Genomic DNA, 15,575 nt, shown 5'->3' with positions numbered 1-15,575 from the left:
ATGCGCGGTTGTAGCTCAGTTGGTTAGAGTACCGGCCTGTCACGCCGGGGGTCGCGGGTTCGAGCCCCGTCAACCGCGCCACTTTCTCTTAGATTTTGGATGAACGCAGCCCGCTCTTTGCGGGTTTTCTTGCGTTTCGACCTCTGCAGCTCGCGATCGGTGCGCAAACAGTTGCAAGTCTATAAACGGGGAGTGGTGCGCGCCGCGACGCACACCACCGGTTCTGTTCCGAGGCCTTGTTATTTCCGCGTCAGCGCGTCCAGCACCCGTGCCCAGGAGCGGATCCCCTTGTGGAAGCTCTCCAGGTCATATTTTTCATTTGGCGAATGAATGGCGTCATCTTCATTGGCGAAGCCGATCAGCATCGCGTCCATGTCCAGAATGGACTTGAAGAACCCTGCGATCGGAATCGACCCTCCCATGCCGCAGAACACCGCTTCGCGATTCCATTCATCAGACAGTGCGCCACGCGCGGCTTCGAACTCGGGGCGGGCGGTGTTCATCACCGAGGCGCGGGATCCTTCGAGATCGTTGTCCCATTCGATCTGCGTGTCAGGTTTCAGGCGCTCTTCGACATGTTTGCGGATTTTCACCCGCAGCGCGTCTGGATCCATGTCGCCGACCAGGCGGCAGGTGATCTTGCAGTGCGCTTTTGACGGAATCACCGTCTTGGATCCGGCGCCATTGTAGCCGCCCCACAGGCCGTTCACCTCCAGGGTTGGCCGGGCCCATTGCTGTTCCAGCACGGACCGGTCCTTCTCGCCATGCGCCTGCGTGTAGCCCGCATTGGAGAGATAGTCCTGTTCATCAAAGCCGCAGCCGTCCCATTGACGCAGTTGATCCTCGGGCACCTCGTGAACACCTTCGTAGAAGCCTTCGACGGCCACTTTGCCAGTCTCTTCATCATAGAAAGACGCCACCAGACGGCTCATTTCCCGCAAGGGGTTCAGGCCGGGGCCGCCGTAGTGACCGGAGTGCAGGTCGATCCGCGGGCCGGTAAGGGTGAATTCATCTTTCAGCATGCCGCGCAGCTGCGAGGAGATCGAGGGCACCCCGCGCGAGACCATAGACGTGTCGCAGATCAGCGCCAGATCCGCTTTCAGTTCGGCGGCGTGCTGTTCCATGAAGGGGATCAGCGAGGGTGAACCGGATTCCTCTTCACCTTCGAAGAAGAAGGTGATGCGGCAGGGCAGGCTGCCGTGGACCGCTTGCCAGGCGCGGCACGCCTCGACGAATGTCATCAACTGGCCCTTGTCGTCCGACGCGCCACGCCCGCGAATGACAGTGCCGCGCTCGGTGGCTTCCAGCTTCGGCTCGAACGGGGGAGAGGTCCACAGATCCAGTGGGTCCACGGGCTGCACATCATAATGGCCGTAAAACAGAACATGGGGCAGGGCGTCATCTTGCGGTCCGACATGGCCAACAACCATCGGGTGGCCGGGGGTCACACGCTTTTCCGCTGCGATGCCGATGGATTGCAGATCGGCGACCAGCCAGTCTGCGGCTTTGTCACATTGTTCCTTGAACGCCGGATCCGTCGAAATGGATTGGATGCGCAGCAGATCCATCAGGCGGTTGGTTGCGGCATCCAGATCCGTGTCGATTCGATCCAATACATCGTTGAGTGACATGGGGCGGGCTCCTGTAGGGTTGTCATTTTTGCCGGAGCCTACGCGGTTCAGTTGAATTGGGCCAGTTGAATTGGGTCAGTTTGATTTGGCGCAGTTTTAGGTGGAGTGGATTGAGCCGGGCCACCAGGCTGTCGCGTCGATTTCACCAACAGTGACAGGTGGGCAGAATTTTGATCGCTGCTGCATCGCGGGGCAGGCGGCATAGAGGCCTTGTCGTAAGGAGCGCTGTCGCAAAGAGATGACTGCCCGTCGCTGTCAGAACGTTCTGCGGAGCGTGCTTTCATACGGTGCACCTAACACGGTGTCGGTTCCTGTCAGTTCTGTTGTGGGCTGCGTCGAATTGCGCAGCGGCAGCGAGCATTTTTAACGCTCACGGTCATTGCCCGTAAAGGATCAAAGGTCTATTTGACTTATATCAAGGTGACCGTCTGCCGGGTTGCGTATCGACGCTGTTAAGATACAGATCAGAAGACGGTTTAGCAGTTTGTTTGCGCATACCTGCGAACCTGACCACAGCCCGCGTCGCACAGCGATGCCTTATACGCCATGGAGATGCCGGTGAACTATGCCGACAAACTTGACCAAGCGATTGACCAGCTGCACGCTGAGGGTCGTTACCGCACGTTCATCGATATCGAACGTCGCAATGGTCAATTCCCACATGCCGAATGGACGCGGCCTGATGGCAGCAAGCAGGACATCACCGTTTGGTGCGGCAACGACTACCTTGGTATGGGGCAGCACCCTGTCGTTCTGAACGCCATGCATGAAGCAATTGACGCCACTGGTGCTGGCTCTGGCGGGACGCGCAACATCTCGGGCACCACAATCTATCACAAACAGCTTGAGGCTGAGCTGGCAGATTTGCACGGCAAGGCAGCGTCTCTGCTGTTCACATCCGCCTATATTGCCAATGACGCGACGCTCTCCACCCTGCCGAAGCTGTTCCCCGGTCTGATCATCTATTCCGATGCGCTGAACCACGCATCAATGATCGAAGGGGTGCGCCGCAATGGGGGCGCCAAGCGGATCTTCCGCCACAATGACGTCGCTCATCTGCGCGAGCTGTTGGAAGCTGACGATCCAGAAGCGCCCAAGCTGATTGCCTTTGAATCGGTCTATTCGATGGACGGTGATTTCGGCCCGATTGAGGCGATTTGTGATCTGGCCGACGAATTTGGGGCACTGACCTACATCGACGAGGTTCACGCCGTGGGCATGTATGGCCCCCGCGGCGGCGGTGTCAGTGAACGTGACGGTCTGGCAGACCGTATCGACATCGTCAACGGAACCCTGGCGAAAGCCTATGGTGTGATGGGTGGCTATATCGCTGCGTCTGAGAAAATGTGCGATGCGATCCGCTCCTATGCACCGGGTTTTATCTTCACAACCTCTCTGGCGCCTGCGGTCGCGGCGGGGGCGGCAGCCTCTGTTGCCTATCTGAAAATCGCACCTGAGCTGCGCGAGCAGCATCAACTGCAGGCCCGCATCCTGAAAATGCGCCTGAAAGGGTTGGGCTTGCCCATCATCGATCACGGCAGCCACATTGTGCCGGTGATTGTTGGCAATCCGGTTCATACCAAGGTGTTGAGCGACAAGCTGTTGGAAGATCACGGCATTTACGTGCAGCCGATCAATTTTCCGACCGTGCCGCGTGGCACCGAGCGCCTGCGCTTTACCCCATCTCCGGTTCACGGCCCCCGTGAGATCGACTCATTGGTCAAGGCGATGGACGTCCTGTGGTCTCACTGTGCGCTGAATCGTGCCGAATTAGCGGGTTGATCGACACTTTTCTGTCAAACTGCGGATTTTATGTTACGCTCTCCATAATTAACGGACGCAAGCGAGTCGCAGAAACGACTTCTTAACGGTTCGGAATGTCGAATACGGCACGCAAAATGGGACGGCAGGCATGATCGGGCGCCTAACTCAGCGCAAACAAAAGACGCATGACGAATCGTCTGGACCTCGCAGCTTTGACGACTATGAGGTCAGGCTGGGGGATACCATGCGCGGCGAACGCGCGACGATGGGCAAGTCTCTCCTTGATGTGCAGCGCGAGTTACGGATCAAGGCGTCCTATGTCGCCGCCATCGAAAACGCCGATCCCACCGTTTTTGACACTCCAGGCTTTATTGCAGGCTATGTGCGCTCCTACGCGCGTTACCTCAACATGGATCCGGACGCGACCTTTGCTGCTTTCTGCCGGGAAAGCGGGTTTCAAGTGGCCCATGGCATGTCGGCAGAGGCTTCGGTGTGCAAATCCTCTGACGCGCCCATCGCCACTGGCATGGGCGGGTTGACCAGCGATGCTTTCACCTCTCCGAATACGCCGTTTGTTCCAAGCGCGCCCACGGTGTTCAGCCAGATTGATCTGCGCGCCGTCGGCTCTCTTGCGGTGCTGGTCGCGCTGATTGGCGGCATCGGATATGGCGGCTGGGCGGTTCTGAAAGAAGTGCAGCAGGTGCAGATGGCCCCGGTGGATCAAACTCCGATTGTGTTGGCCGATCTTGATCCGCTCACGGGGGTAACCGCGCAGCTGGCGGGGGAGGCGCAGGACCTTGCCTCAGAAGCGTTGGACCGGCTTTATCGACCACAAGCACTTGATATCCCTGTGCTCATTCCACGTGACGGGCCTATTGCATCGATTGATCCGCGTGGATTTGGCAACTTCACCACACCGGATTTGCCCAGCATCACCCTTGCCGACGCCAGCATCAGCGCGGATTTGCCCGCACCTGGCGTGCCGCAGGTGGTGGAACCCGTCACGCCCGCGCTGCAAATGGTGGCAGTGCGCCCGTCTTGGGTGCAGGTCACAAGCGCCGATGGCAGCGTGATCTTCGAGGCGATCATGGAACCGGGACAACACTTCGAAATTCCCGCCACCGAAGACGCGCCATTGTTGCGCACCGGTGAAAGCGGCGCGATCTATTTCGCCGTCAATGGCACGCATTACGGCCCGGTTGGCGACCGCGGGCAGGTGACCAAAAATGTTGTTCTCTCTGCGGATGCGTTGACCGATCGGTTCCAGCTTGCCGACCTCTCCGAGGATCGCAACAGCGCGTTGGCCACTCTGGTAGCACAGCTGCAAGCGGCCCCAGCGGATGCGGATACCGGCACCGCTGACTAAGCTGCGACTGCGCGCGTTTCTGATGCGCAACCGTCAAAGTTTGTTCATCGAGGTCCGCCAGCAACGCCTAGTGTCAACCCCCAGGGTGCAACCGAAGGCACAAGCCGTCTGACCACCCTTTGCACCACTGGAAAAACCTTATGTGATGATCCTCAAAATGCCGATCTCGCAGCGGCGCCCGCCATTGAAGCGGCAGCTCTTAACGCGTATCTATGAGGCCAGAGCCTCAGCAGCGCAGAGCCAAATATATGTCTATCAATCACATTCGCCCCTGGCGCACCATCGAACGGCGCAAGAGCCGACAGATCCACGTGGGGTCTGTTCCTGTCGGGGGGGATGCACCGATCGCGGTGCAAACGATGACCAACACGTTGACAACAGATGTCGCCGCAACCGTGGCACAGGTGCAGGCCGCGGCAGAGGCAGGGGCAGACATCGTGCGTGTCTCTGTCCCGGATGAAGACTCGGCAAAGGCGTTGAAGGAAATCGTTCGCGAAAGCCCGGTGCCAATCGTTGCGGACATCCATTTCCACTACAAACGCGGGATCGAAGCCGCCGAAGCCGGGGCCGCCTGTTTGCGTATCAACCCAGGCAACATCGGTGATGAAAAGCGCGTCGCCGAAGTGATCCGTGCGGCACGGGACCACAATTGTTCGATCCGCATCGGCGTGAACGCGGGCAGCCTGGAAAAACACCTGCTGGACAAATATGGCGAACCCTGTCCCGAGGCTATGGTCGAAAGCGGGTTGGACCACATCCGCATCCTTCAGGATCATGATTTCCACGAATTCAAAATCTCGGTGAAAGCCTCCGATGTGTTCATGTCGGCCGCTGCCTACCAGCAATTGGCAGAGGCAACCGACGCGCCCATCCACCTCGGCATCACCGAAGCCGGAGGCTTTGTGTCCGGCACCATCAAATCAGCGATCGGTCTGGGGCAGCTGCTGTGGATGGGCATCGGTGACACGCTGCGGGTCAGCCTTTCGGCCGATCCTGTGGAAGAGGTCAAGGTTGGCTTTGAAATCCTGAAATCCCTGGGCCTGCGTCACCGCGGCGTGAACATCATCTCCTGTCCCAGCTGCGCACGCCAGGGGTTTGACGTGATCAAAACCGTGGAAAAGCTGGAAAAACGCCTGGAACACGTCAAGACACCGATGAGCCTTTCGATCATCGGCTGCGTGGTGAACGGGCCTGGCGAGGCATTGATGACCGACGTGGGCTTCACGGGCGGTGGCGCTGGATCTGGTATGGTCTACCTGGCGGGCAAAGCCAGCCACAAAATGTCGAATGACCAAATGGTGGATCACATCGTTGAACAGGTCGAAAAGAAAGCCGCAGAACTGGAAGAGGTCAAGAATCCGGCAGAGTAGGCGGGCATAGCCGTCTACTTCTCGTCGTTCGAAAAAGACGCGCCTGTCATCTTTCCCAAAATACTCCGGGGGTCCGGGGGCTGGCCCCCGGCCCGTGTGTTCAGGCCACAATGTAATTTAGCAACGCGACCTGATCCGTGGCGAGACCACGCGCGCAGGATCAGCTGCGGCTGTCGCGGATCTCTTCGACCATCAGCTGCATCTGGTCGGCAGACAGGTAACCGCGCAGCAATTCTTCGCCTAAGACAAAGGTTGGTGTCCCAGAAATCGACAGTTGCTGCGCCAAGGCGCGGGTGTCCTGCAACTGAAGCGAAATTTCCGGATCGCTCATCCGCGACAGGATCTTGTCCGCATCCAGTTCCAACCCATTGGCAAGCCTGCGCAATGTGCCCTCGCTTGGCGCGCCGGACATGGAAATCATTGCGTCATGAACGTCCTTGTAGGCGTCATCGCCAAACTCCAGTTTGGTTGCGATGGCAAAGCGGGACGCCAGCACAGAGGCTTCCCCCAGGATTGGGAATTCCTTGATCACCAGGCGAATGTTGCCATCCGCTGCGAGCAGCTTTTCCACCTCAGGCGCTGCACGACGGCAGTATCCGCAGCGGTAATCCATGAATTCAACCAAGGTGATATCCCCATCCGGATTGCCGCCGACAAAGGAATAGCCATCGTTTTGCAACGCAGCCAGATTGGCCACAACCAACGCGTCGTCGCGGGCGGCCTCGGCAGCGGCCTGCTGCTGTTCCAGCTTGTTCACCGCCTCCAAAATTACCTCTGGATTGTCCAGAAGATAGGCGCGCACCTCCGCACCGAATATGGCGCGCTCCTCCTTTGTCATCGAACCCAGGTCAAGTGCGGTTGACCCCTGGGGCAGGGCCAATGCGGCGGCAAAAGCCAGGGCGCTGATAAGGCGCGGGCGCAGGGGGCTGAAACCAATCATTTGCGTTTCCTTTTTGCATCTTGTTCAGCAGCGATCAGCACATCTTCTGCGCGTCGCCAAGCGGGGGAGCCGGTGGCCAGCAGGCGGGTGGCCCGCTTGGCGTGAACACCGGCATCTTTCAGTCGACCTTGTAGCGAATACCGTTCCGCCGTGGCCAGAGCCGCCATGCCGTTTTGTCCGGCTTGTGCATAGGCCTGAGCGAGATCTCGCAACATATTGGAATTGCGGAAATCAACTCTGCGGGACGCCTCCAGCGAGCGCAGCGCCGCCTTTGGCTGTTTGGCAGCCAGCTGCGCACGTCCGAGGCTTGCTAGGATCAGTGGATTCTCCGGCGCGTTGCTGCGGGCCTGGCCGTATGCGCTCAGCGCGGCTTGCCAGCGCCGGTTTTCGATCAAGATCTGGCCTTTCAGCTCTTGGTAGTACGGGTCGCTTGGTCGGATGGCCAAGGCTTCGTCTATTGCGCGCAGCGCCTTGCTAAGATCATTGCGGCGGTGATGGGCAATAGCCTCCCGCATGTGACGGACATCGTCAAACGACTCCTCGGCCACGCGGCGCAACGTCCACTTTGGGGCCCGGGTGAAGGCCGACAGCTTTCCGTGGAGGCGGGCAAACCAATAGCGGGTGTTGGCGTCAGAGGTGTCAGCGCCTGACCCAGCCCCATGGGCTGCCACATAGGCTTCGGCGGCGCGAATGCGATCGCGGGTCAGCGGATGGGACCGCATATAAGGATCCTGATTGGCGCTGTTCAGCAACTCTTGCCCCTCAAAAATCCGGTGTAAATCCACGAGCCCCTGCGGGCTGAGACCTGCGCGTTGCATAATGGCTGCGGCGCTGCGGTCGGCGGAGGATTCTTCGGCGCGTGTATGGGCCAAAAATCCACGCAAGGCCGAGCTTTGGGTGCCAATCGCAAGGCCCGCAGCGGCTTCTCCGGCACCGGCAGCTGCGGCCAGAACCGCCAGAGCAGCGCCAAAGCCTGCAACTGACCGTGCCGAGCGCATGTTTTGCATCCGGCGGGCGATATGACCATTGGTGATATGGGCCGCCTCATGGGCGATGACCGCCTGCAGCATGTCGGGGCGGTCCAACTTTAGGATCAATCCGTAATGTATGAAGATCGTACGGGAATCGATCACGAAGGCGTTGAACGATGAGTCGTTTACCACCAGAACCCGCAGGCGTTTTGAATTGAGCCCCGCTGCGCGCAGGACCGGCGCGGCGATCTCCGTCAGGCTGCGTTCAATATCAGGGTCGCGCAACAGGGATATCGAGGCTGCCTTGACCGCCGTTGCCGAATGCACCGCGACAAAACACAGCGCAGCCAAAGCCAGAGCCGGGATTGACGCGAGGCGGGAGAAGCGGTCAAAGGTCATGGCCGCACCATGGGAGATCAACATGCGAAACTCAACCCGGTCAAACGTCGATCCCTTCATTGTGATGGATGTGATGGAAGCTGCCCGCCAGGCCGAAGAGGCAGGGCGCCATATCATCCACATGGAAGTTGGCCAGCCCTCCACCGGTGCGCCTGCTGCGGCGCGGGCCGCTTTGACCACAGCGTTGGATCAAGATGCGCTTGGCTACACGGTGGCGCTGGGTTTGCCGGCACTGCGGCGACGGATCGCGCAGCTCTATGGGGAATGGTATGATGTTGATCTGAACCCGGATCGCGTGGTTGTCACGCCGGGGTCGTCGGGGGCGTTCATCCTCAGCTTTACAGCCTTGTTCGACAGCGGCGATCGCGTTGGCATTGGTGCGCCGGGGTATCCGTCCTACCGGCAAATTTTGCACGCGCTTGGGTTGACGCCGGTGGATATCGAAACCTCGCTGGACAACCGGCTGCAGCCTGTGGCGCAGGATCTTACTGGGCTGGATCTTGCGGGGCTGATGGTTGCCTCGCCTGCCAACCCGACAGGCACCATGCTGGACCGCGCAGCGATGAGCCGTCTTGTGGAGGCAGCGCAGGATCAGGGCGCGGCGTTCATCTCGGACGAGATCTACCACGGCATCGAATATGAGGCCAAAGCAGTGACTGCTCTGGAGGTCACGGATGACTGCTATGTGATCAATTCGTTCTCCAAGTATTTTTCCATGACCGGTTGGCGCGCAGGCTGGATGGTGGTGCCGGAGGACCACGTGCGCGTTGTGGAGCGGATCGCACAGAACATGTTTATCTGCGCCCCTCATGCGAGCCAGGTTGCAGCACTCGCAGCGCTGGATTGCACCGAAGAGCTGGAGGCCAACCTCGCAGTTTATGCGCGCAATCGGGCGCTGATGCTTGAAGGGCTGCCCAAAGCGGGGTTTGCGCGGATTGCACCGCCAGATGGGGCCTTTTACGTGTATGCCGATGTGTCCGATCTGACCGATGACAGCCGCGCATTCGCCAAGGAAATACTGGCGGAGGCAGGTGTTGCGGTGACGCCGGGGCTTGATTTCGATCCCAAGCGCGGTCACACGACGCTGCGGTTCTCCTATGCGCGTTCAACAGCTGATATCGAAGAGGGATTGGCGCGTCTGACGTCGTTCATGGAGCGGCGGCAGGGCTGATTTGCGCGCCAACCTGCGGTACACAGTCCGATGCCGTCCTGCAGGCAACGGATCGCCGATTGGCATAGCCAGCGGTGATCATGGGTTGGATTGTGGGCTGGTGGGACAAAGCTCTGTCAGCATAGACTGGCAGCCAACAACAACTTTGGGCACATGAGCAGGCAAATGGTTGCAAAAACAGTGAAACGCGCATCGATTCTGGCATCTGTTCTGGGGGTGTGCCTGTGTTGTTTGCCAGCGGAGGCGCAAACCACTGCTCAGACTGAGACACAAACCCAGGCCCAGACACAAACCCAGGCTCAGACACAAACTCAGGTTCAGGCGCTTGCACCATCCTCGCTGACACAAGGGTTCAGCGGTTTGGCGCGGGTCGATGCGGCAGAGACCTTTGCCCGTGATCGGCGCGGCGGCGTCGATATCGCCATCGCGATGAGCCAGGGCGTTCCTTTTCGCGTGTTCACGCTGGCCGACCCAGAGCGCGTGGTCATCGACTTCCAGGAGGTCGATTGGTCCGGCCTGGCGGCAGAGCAGCTGACGGCGGCAGACGGGATCCACGCTGCACAATTCGGGACCTATGTGCCGGGGTGGTCGCGTCTGATCCTGGGGTTGTCCGGCCCGATGGAGGTGACATCGGTGGCGATGGAAGTCGATGAGGTCACTGCGGCTGCGCAGCTTGATCTGCGGCTCACACCAACCAGTGCCAGCGCATTTGCCGCAACGGTTGGTGCGCCGCGTGATGCACGCTGGGACCTGCCTGCGCCGACGCTGATGACGGCCCCAAAACAAGAAGACGCGCTGGCGCCTCTGTTGGTGGTCCTCGATCCCGGGCATGGCGGTCTGGATCCAGGCGCCGAGGCAGAGATGCGACAGGGGCTGGTCCAGGAAAAACAGCTTATGCTGCAATTCGCGATCGAGCTTGGCGAAATGCTGGTGCGATCAGGGCAATTCAATGTGCAGCTGACCCGGGATGACGATTATTTCGTCTCCCTGGAACGCCGCATCGCGCTGGCCCATCAGGCGGGGGCGGATGTGTTTATGTCGCTGCACGCAGACAGCCTCTCGGAGGGGCAGGCCCATGGCACCACGGTTTATGTTTTGTCGCAGGATGCGTCTGACTCGGCGTCGCAGGCTTTGGTCGAACGGCATGAACGGACGGATCTGTTGGCAGGCACCGATCTGAGCCAGGCTGATGACAAGGTCACAGATGTGCTACTGGATCTGGCGCGCCAGGAAACCCATCCGCGCAGCGAAGCCTTGGCGCGCTCGCTGGTGGAGGGCTTGCAGAGCCAAGGGGGGGACATCAATCGCCGCCCCCTGCGGGAGGCTGGATTTTCCGTTTTGAAATCGGCAGATATCCCCTCCGTCCTGGTCGAGATCGGGTTTATGTCCAGCCCGCGGGATCTGGCCAATCTGCTTGACCCGGATTGGCGCAACCGCACTGCGCGGGGCCTGCTGAATGGGCTTTTGACCTGGCGGATCGAGGATGAGGCAACACGCGCTTTGGTGCGCCAATAGCGCGACTGGTCCAAGCTTGCGCGCCCCAGCTGCATACGTCTTGATTTGGGAATTGTGATGTGGCGACAGTTATGGGTGCGCCGTGCTGTCCAAACCGTGATCTTTGGGTATGTGTTTTTCATGCCAGCGCGCTGAAATGGTGTTAGGCTGGGACCTGGGCGAGACACCGTTTGTGGCGCAGATGCCGAAACAGGTGGTCACATGCCACGTTGATATGGGGAGATCTGCGACGTGTTTCCCCGCAAAAACCCGGAAGCGGCCTGTGCAGAAGGCGACTATCTGCCGTTTCCCGTTTTGACCCCATGCGTTGCTGCCCCTATATAGGCGGCACTGCGCGAGAAAGGCTCTACTGTGGTCAGATTCATACTCTCCTTCTTTGGTTCCATCTTCAGCACCATCACGCTGGGCATCGCCATGGTGGCGCTGACCATCGGTGCGATTTTCTGGATCTACGGGCGCGATCTGCCAAGCCATGAATCCTTGGCGCAGTATCAGCCGCCCACCATCAGCCGGATTTATTCCGGTGAAGGGCAACTGATCGATGAATTTGCGCAGGAACGCCGTCTGTTCACGCCCTCGCAGGAGATACCAGATCTGGTGAAACAGGCCTTTATCTCGGCTGAGGACAAGAACTTCTACAGCCATAAAGGCTATGACATGCGTGGTATCGCGGCGGCGGCTGTCGAGGCAGTGCGCTCACGCGGTGAAAACGTGCGCGGTGCGTCGACCATCACCCAGCAGGTGATGAAGAACTTCCTGCTGTCCGGTGACCGCAAGGCAGAACGCAAAGTCAAAGAGCTTATTCTCGCCTCACGGCTCGAGGAAACGCTGAGCAAGGAAGATATTCTTGAGTTGTATCTGAACGAGATCTTCCTGGGGCAAAACTCTTACGGGGTGACGGCTGCGGCGCAGACCTATTTCAACAAAACACTGAGCGAACTGGCCCCGCATGAAGCGGCGACCCTGGCCTCCATGCCGAAAGCGCCGTCGAAGTATCACCCGGTCACGCAGCGGGAACGGTTGCTGTCGCGCCGTAATTATGTGCTGCGGGAGATGCGCGAAAACGGCTACATCTCTGATCAGGTTTATGAGGTTGAGGTCAACCAGCCACTGCGATCGGTGCAGAACGGCGACTTTGACAGTTTCCGCAACGCGCTGCCGCCGCGCGATTACTTCACCGATGAAATCCGCCGCCAGCTGTCGCAGGACTTTGGCGAGGGTGAGTTCTTTACCGGCGGCTTTACTGTGCGCGCCACGATTGACGAAGAAATGCAGTCCGATGCCGCAGAGGCGCTGCGCGCGGGGCTTGAGAAATACGACCGCTCCCGCCAGGTCTGGCGCGGCACAGGCGTCACCCTGCCGGAAGAGACGCTTGCCGATGAAAGCCAGTGGCGCGAAGCGCTCAGCAACGCTGAGGTGCCTCGCGATATTTCATTGGGGGGCCAATGGCATCCGGCGGTGGTGTTGGACATTGCCGATCAATCCCTGCGACTGGGGGTTGAGGAGGTGGAGGGCACCGGGCAGGTGCCGCGCTCTGACATCAAATGGATGAAAGGCAGCTTCCGGGACAACTTCGCGCGTGGCGATGTGGTCTTGGTGCGCGCCGTCGAAAAAGATGGCGCTGTCGATCATTGGTCCCTGCGTCAGGTGCCAGAGGTGCAGGGCGGCTTTGTCGCGATGGACGTGAACAGCGGACGTGTTCTGGCCATGCAAGGCGGCTTTTCCTATCAGCACTCGGTGTTCAACCGCGCCACCCAGGCGCAACGGCAGCCGGGATCCAGCTTCAAGCCGTTTGTCTATGCGGCGGCTCTGGACAGCGGCTACAGCCCCGCGACGATCGTCGTTGACGCCCCGATTGAGATCAACACGCCCCAAGGCCTGTGGCGGCCGAAGAACTCCAGCAATAAATTCTACGGCCCAACCCCATTGCGCACCGGGATCGAACAGTCGCGGAACCTGATGACCATCCGTCTGGCACAAGAGGTCAGCATGGAAGTGGTCGCCGGTTATGCGGAACGCTTTGGTGTTTACAACAACATGGGTGCCTTCCTCGCGAACTCTCTGGGTGCGGAAGAAACCACGCTTTATCAGATGGTTGCCGCCTATGCCATGTTTGCCAACGGTGGTGAGCGGGTGCAGCCAACTCTGGTGGACAGGATCCAGGATCGCAGCGGCCAGACTATTTACCGCCACGACGACCGTGATTGTGTGGATTGCGCATCGGCCCTGTTGCCCGCCGGAATGTCGCCCCGGATCGTGGACAACCGCGAACAGGTCATGGACCCAATCACCGCCTATCAGCTGACGTCGATGATGAAGGGCGTTGTTGACCGCGGCACGGCCTCCAGCGTGATCAAGCTGCCGGTGCCTGCGGCTGGCAAAACAGGCACCACCAACGACTCCCGCGATGTCTGGTTTGTCGGCTTCACCTCGAACATCGTGGCAGGCTGCTACATGGGATTTGACCAACCACGACCCATGGGGCGTGGGGCCTATGGCGGCACCATGTGTGGCCCGGTGTTTCAGGAGTTCATGGCCAAAGCGACCGAGAAATACGGTGGCGGTCCGTTCCGGGTGCCGGAAGGGGGCCAGTTCATCAAAATCGATCGCTTCACCGGCGCGCGTCTGCCGGATGGTGCTGCAGGTGGCAATGTGGTGGCCGAGTACTTCCGCGACGGTGCAGAGCCGATCTTTGGTATCGCCTTTGACGGCGGCTTTGCGATGGGGTCCAACCTGCCGTTGGTCGAAGAGGTCCAGCAATCTGGTCGGCGGGTCACGACCTCCGATGGCGGCACCGCTGTCTTGGGGCCGAAAGCCTCGTTTGGGACCATTAGTTCCGGTGGTTTGTACTGATACGGATTGCCAATTCCGGGTGAGAAACAGATGCCGAAATCCGCAGTCACGGGTTTCGGCATTTTCATTTTACAGCGGGGGTGGCGCGGCTTGCCCGCAGGGCGCGGGTGGTTTATCACGCAGTCCTGAAACGTGAATTCAAGGGGCTGTCATGCGCGCTGAGACTCAGAACATCGTGGGCGATATTGAAAAGTCGCTGGAGCTGCTGGCACAGCGCCTGGACTGGGAAACCGCACAGTTCCGTTTGGAAGAATTCAACGCTCGTGTCGAGGACCCCAACCTGTGGGACGACGCGGATGCGGCGCAGGCGCTGATGCGCGACCGGCAGATGCTGGTCGATGCGATCGACACCTATACCTCCATCAAGCAGGATCTGGCCGACAACATCGAGCTGATCGAATTGGGCGAAATGGAAGAGGACGAAGAGGTTGTCAAAGACGCCGAAGCCTCTTTGGTCGCGCTGAAAGACAAAGCTGCAGAGAAGGAGCTGGAGGCGCTGTTGGACGGCGAAGCCGACAGCAACGACACCTTCCTGGAAATCAACGCCGGGGCCGGTGGTACCGAAAGCTGTGACTGGGCGTCGATGCTGGCACGGATGTATGTCCGTTGGGCCGAGAAAAAAGGCTATAAGGTCGAGCTGCAATCCGAAAGCGCAGGCGATGAGGCTGGCATCAAATCGGCTGCGTACAAGATTTCCGGCCACAACGCCTATGGCTGGCTGAAGTCCGAGAGCGGCGTGCATCGTCTGGTGCGTATTTCGCCCTATGACTCGGCGGCCAAGCGGCACACATCGTTCAGCTCGGTCTGGGTCTACCCGGTGGTTGACGATAACATCGAGGTTGATGTGAACCCCGCTGATATCCGCATCGATACCTATCGCTCCTCCGGAGCGGGTGGACAGCACGTGAACACCACTGACTCGGCGGTGCGCATCACCCACATTCCGACCGGCATCGTGGTGACCTCGTCTGAGAAATCCCAGCACCAGAACCGCGACATCGCCATGAAAGCGTTGAAATCGCGCCTGTATCAGCAGGAGCTGGACCGCCGGAACGCCGACATCAACGCCGCGCATGAAGCCAAGGGCGATGCGGGTTGGGGCAACCAGATCCGGTCCTATGTGTTGCAGCCCTATCAGATGGTCAAAGATCTGCGCACCAGCCATGAGACCTCCGACACCAAAGGCGTGCTGGATGGCGATCTGGATGGGTTCATGGCGGCGACTCTGGCGCTGAATGTCTCCGGCAAGAGCCGCTCCGAAGCACAAGCAGACTGATATCTGCACCAATCACGCAAGTGAGCCGTGCTGGTAAGAGTTGCGCAAAGAAGACCCGTTTGCATCGCAAGCGGGTTTTATTTGTGTTGGGGCAGGGTTAGGGTTCTGTCAGGGATCGGATGGGAGGTGCCTGATGACCACGCCAATGGCGAGCGCACATGACACGTTGATTGCCTTGTCTGTAAATGCCGTTTCAAAAATCCCCAAAAGTGGCGAAGTAAAATTCCCCACTTTCTGGTCTCGGTGATCAGCCGGTTGTTGCGATCAGTTTCTCCTTTTTTGGTGGTCGGCCGCGTCGCTTTGGTGCGGGCGGTGGTGT

The 15,575-nt window shown here is 59.4% G+C and carries 11 protein-coding genes and 1 tRNA gene; 8 read left to right on the top strand and 4 right to left on the bottom strand.

Features of this window, described 5'->3' with window-relative positions; translation table 11 throughout:
- Positions 1-4 precede the first annotated feature (4 nt).
- Positions 5-81 (top strand) — tRNA-Asp (locus tag Q0C28_RS17590).
- Between the two features lie 158 nt (positions 82-239).
- Here Q0C28_RS17590 and Q0C28_RS17585 read toward each other — a convergent pair.
- Complete coding sequence (locus Q0C28_RS17585) at positions 240-1,631, bottom strand: M20/M25/M40 family metallo-hydrolase (RefSeq protein ID WP_293577762.1); 1,392 nt, start codon at positions 1,629-1,631, stop codon at positions 240-242.
- A 558-nt stretch (positions 1,632-2,189) separates the two neighbouring features.
- Here Q0C28_RS17585 and hemA point away from each other — a divergent pair.
- From hemA to ispG, 3 genes are all read left to right on the top strand, one after another.
- Positions 2,190-3,413, top strand: coding sequence for a 5-aminolevulinate synthase (gene hemA, locus Q0C28_RS17580; RefSeq protein ID WP_293577761.1), 1,224 nt, complete (start codon positions 2,190-2,192; stop codon positions 3,411-3,413).
- A 130-nt stretch (positions 3,414-3,543) separates the two neighbouring features.
- On the top strand, positions 3,544-4,761 hold the full coding sequence (locus Q0C28_RS17575) for a helix-turn-helix domain-containing protein (RefSeq protein ID WP_293577760.1): 1,218 nt from the start codon (positions 3,544-3,546) through the stop codon (positions 4,759-4,761).
- Positions 4,762-5,009: 248 nt separating this feature from the next.
- Positions 5,010-6,131 carry a flavodoxin-dependent (E)-4-hydroxy-3-methylbut-2-enyl-diphosphate synthase gene (ispG, locus tag Q0C28_RS17570; protein WP_293577759.1) on the top strand — a complete coding sequence of 374 codons (1,122 nt, stop codon included), beginning with the start codon at positions 5,010-5,012 and terminating at the stop codon, positions 6,129-6,131.
- Positions 6,132-6,291: 160 nt separating this feature from the next.
- On the opposite strand, the gene Q0C28_RS17565 is transcribed toward ispG, so the two are convergent.
- Complete coding sequence (locus Q0C28_RS17565; RefSeq protein WP_293577758.1) at positions 6,292-7,071, bottom strand: DsbA family protein; 780 nt, start codon at positions 7,069-7,071, stop codon at positions 6,292-6,294.
- Positions 7,068-8,465, bottom strand: a complete 1,398-nt coding sequence (locus tag Q0C28_RS17560; RefSeq protein ID WP_293577757.1) for a M48 family metalloprotease — start codon at positions 8,463-8,465, stop codon at positions 7,068-7,070. Before Q0C28_RS17560 ends, Q0C28_RS17565 begins: the two co-directional genes overlap by 4 nt.
- Here Q0C28_RS17560 and Q0C28_RS17555 point away from each other — a divergent pair.
- The 4 genes from Q0C28_RS17555 (at position 8,464) to prfB (ending at position 15,256) form a co-directional block, all read left to right on the top strand.
- Entirely contained in the window at positions 8,464-9,612 is a 1,149-nt protein-coding gene (locus Q0C28_RS17555) for an aminotransferase class I/II-fold pyridoxal phosphate-dependent enzyme (protein ID WP_293577756.1), read from the top strand. The genes Q0C28_RS17560 and Q0C28_RS17555 overlap by 2 nt on opposite strands.
- A 165-nt stretch (positions 9,613-9,777) precedes the next feature.
- A complete protein-coding gene (locus tag Q0C28_RS17550; protein WP_293577754.1) occupies positions 9,778-11,127 on the top strand; it encodes an N-acetylmuramoyl-L-alanine amidase in 1,350 nt (449 codons plus the stop codon).
- Positions 11,128-11,478: 351 nt separating this feature from the next.
- Positions 11,479-13,980 (top strand): penicillin-binding protein 1A, encoded by a 2,502-nt coding sequence (locus tag Q0C28_RS17545; RefSeq protein ID WP_293577752.1) that lies wholly within the window; start codon positions 11,479-11,481, stop codon positions 13,978-13,980.
- Positions 13,981-14,131: 151 nt separating this feature from the next.
- A complete protein-coding gene (gene prfB / locus Q0C28_RS17540; RefSeq protein WP_293577750.1) occupies positions 14,132-15,256 on the top strand; it encodes a peptide chain release factor 2 in 1,125 nt (374 codons plus the stop codon).
- A gap of 77 nt (positions 15,257-15,333) precedes the next feature.
- On the opposite strand, the gene Q0C28_RS17535 is transcribed toward prfB, so the two are convergent.
- Positions 15,334-15,575, bottom strand: a 242-nt coding sequence (locus Q0C28_RS17535; protein WP_293577748.1) for a hypothetical protein, incomplete at its 5' end; no start/stop codon positions are given.

The sequence above is a fragment of the Phaeobacter sp. genome (assembly GCF_022825805.1).
Lineage (GTDB): Bacteria > Pseudomonadota > Alphaproteobacteria > Rhodobacterales > Rhodobacteraceae > Phaeobacter.
Note: the sequence above shows the minus strand (reverse complement) of the source record. Positions and strands in the feature narration are given on the sequence as shown.

Bases quoted from the DNA above. Each gene is read 5' to 3' on its own strand.
- Q0C28_RS17575 (WP_293577760.1), top strand. From the start codon at position 3,544: ATGATCGGGCGCCTAACTCAGCGCAAACAAAAGACGCATGACGAATCG.
- prfB (WP_293577750.1), top strand. From the start codon at position 14,132: ATGCGCGCTGAGACTCAGAACATCGTGGGCGATATTGAAAAGTCGCTG.
- ispG (WP_293577759.1), top strand. From the start codon at position 5,010: ATGTCTATCAATCACATTCGCCCCTGGCGCACCATCGAACGGCGCAAG.
- Q0C28_RS17550 (WP_293577754.1), top strand. From the start codon at position 9,778: ATGGTTGCAAAAACAGTGAAACGCGCATCGATTCTGGCATCTGTTCTG.
- Q0C28_RS17565 (WP_293577758.1), bottom strand. From the start codon at position 7,071: ATGATTGGTTTCAGCCCCCTGCGCCCGCGCCTTATCAGCGCCCTGGCT.
- Q0C28_RS17585 (WP_293577762.1), bottom strand. From the start codon at position 1,631: ATGTCACTCAACGATGTATTGGATCGAATCGACACGGATCTGGATGCC.
- Q0C28_RS17555 (WP_293577756.1), top strand. From the start codon at position 8,464: ATGCGAAACTCAACCCGGTCAAACGTCGATCCCTTCATTGTGATGGAT.
- Q0C28_RS17560 (WP_293577757.1), bottom strand. From the start codon at position 8,465: ATGTTGATCTCCCATGGTGCGGCCATGACCTTTGACCGCTTCTCCCGC.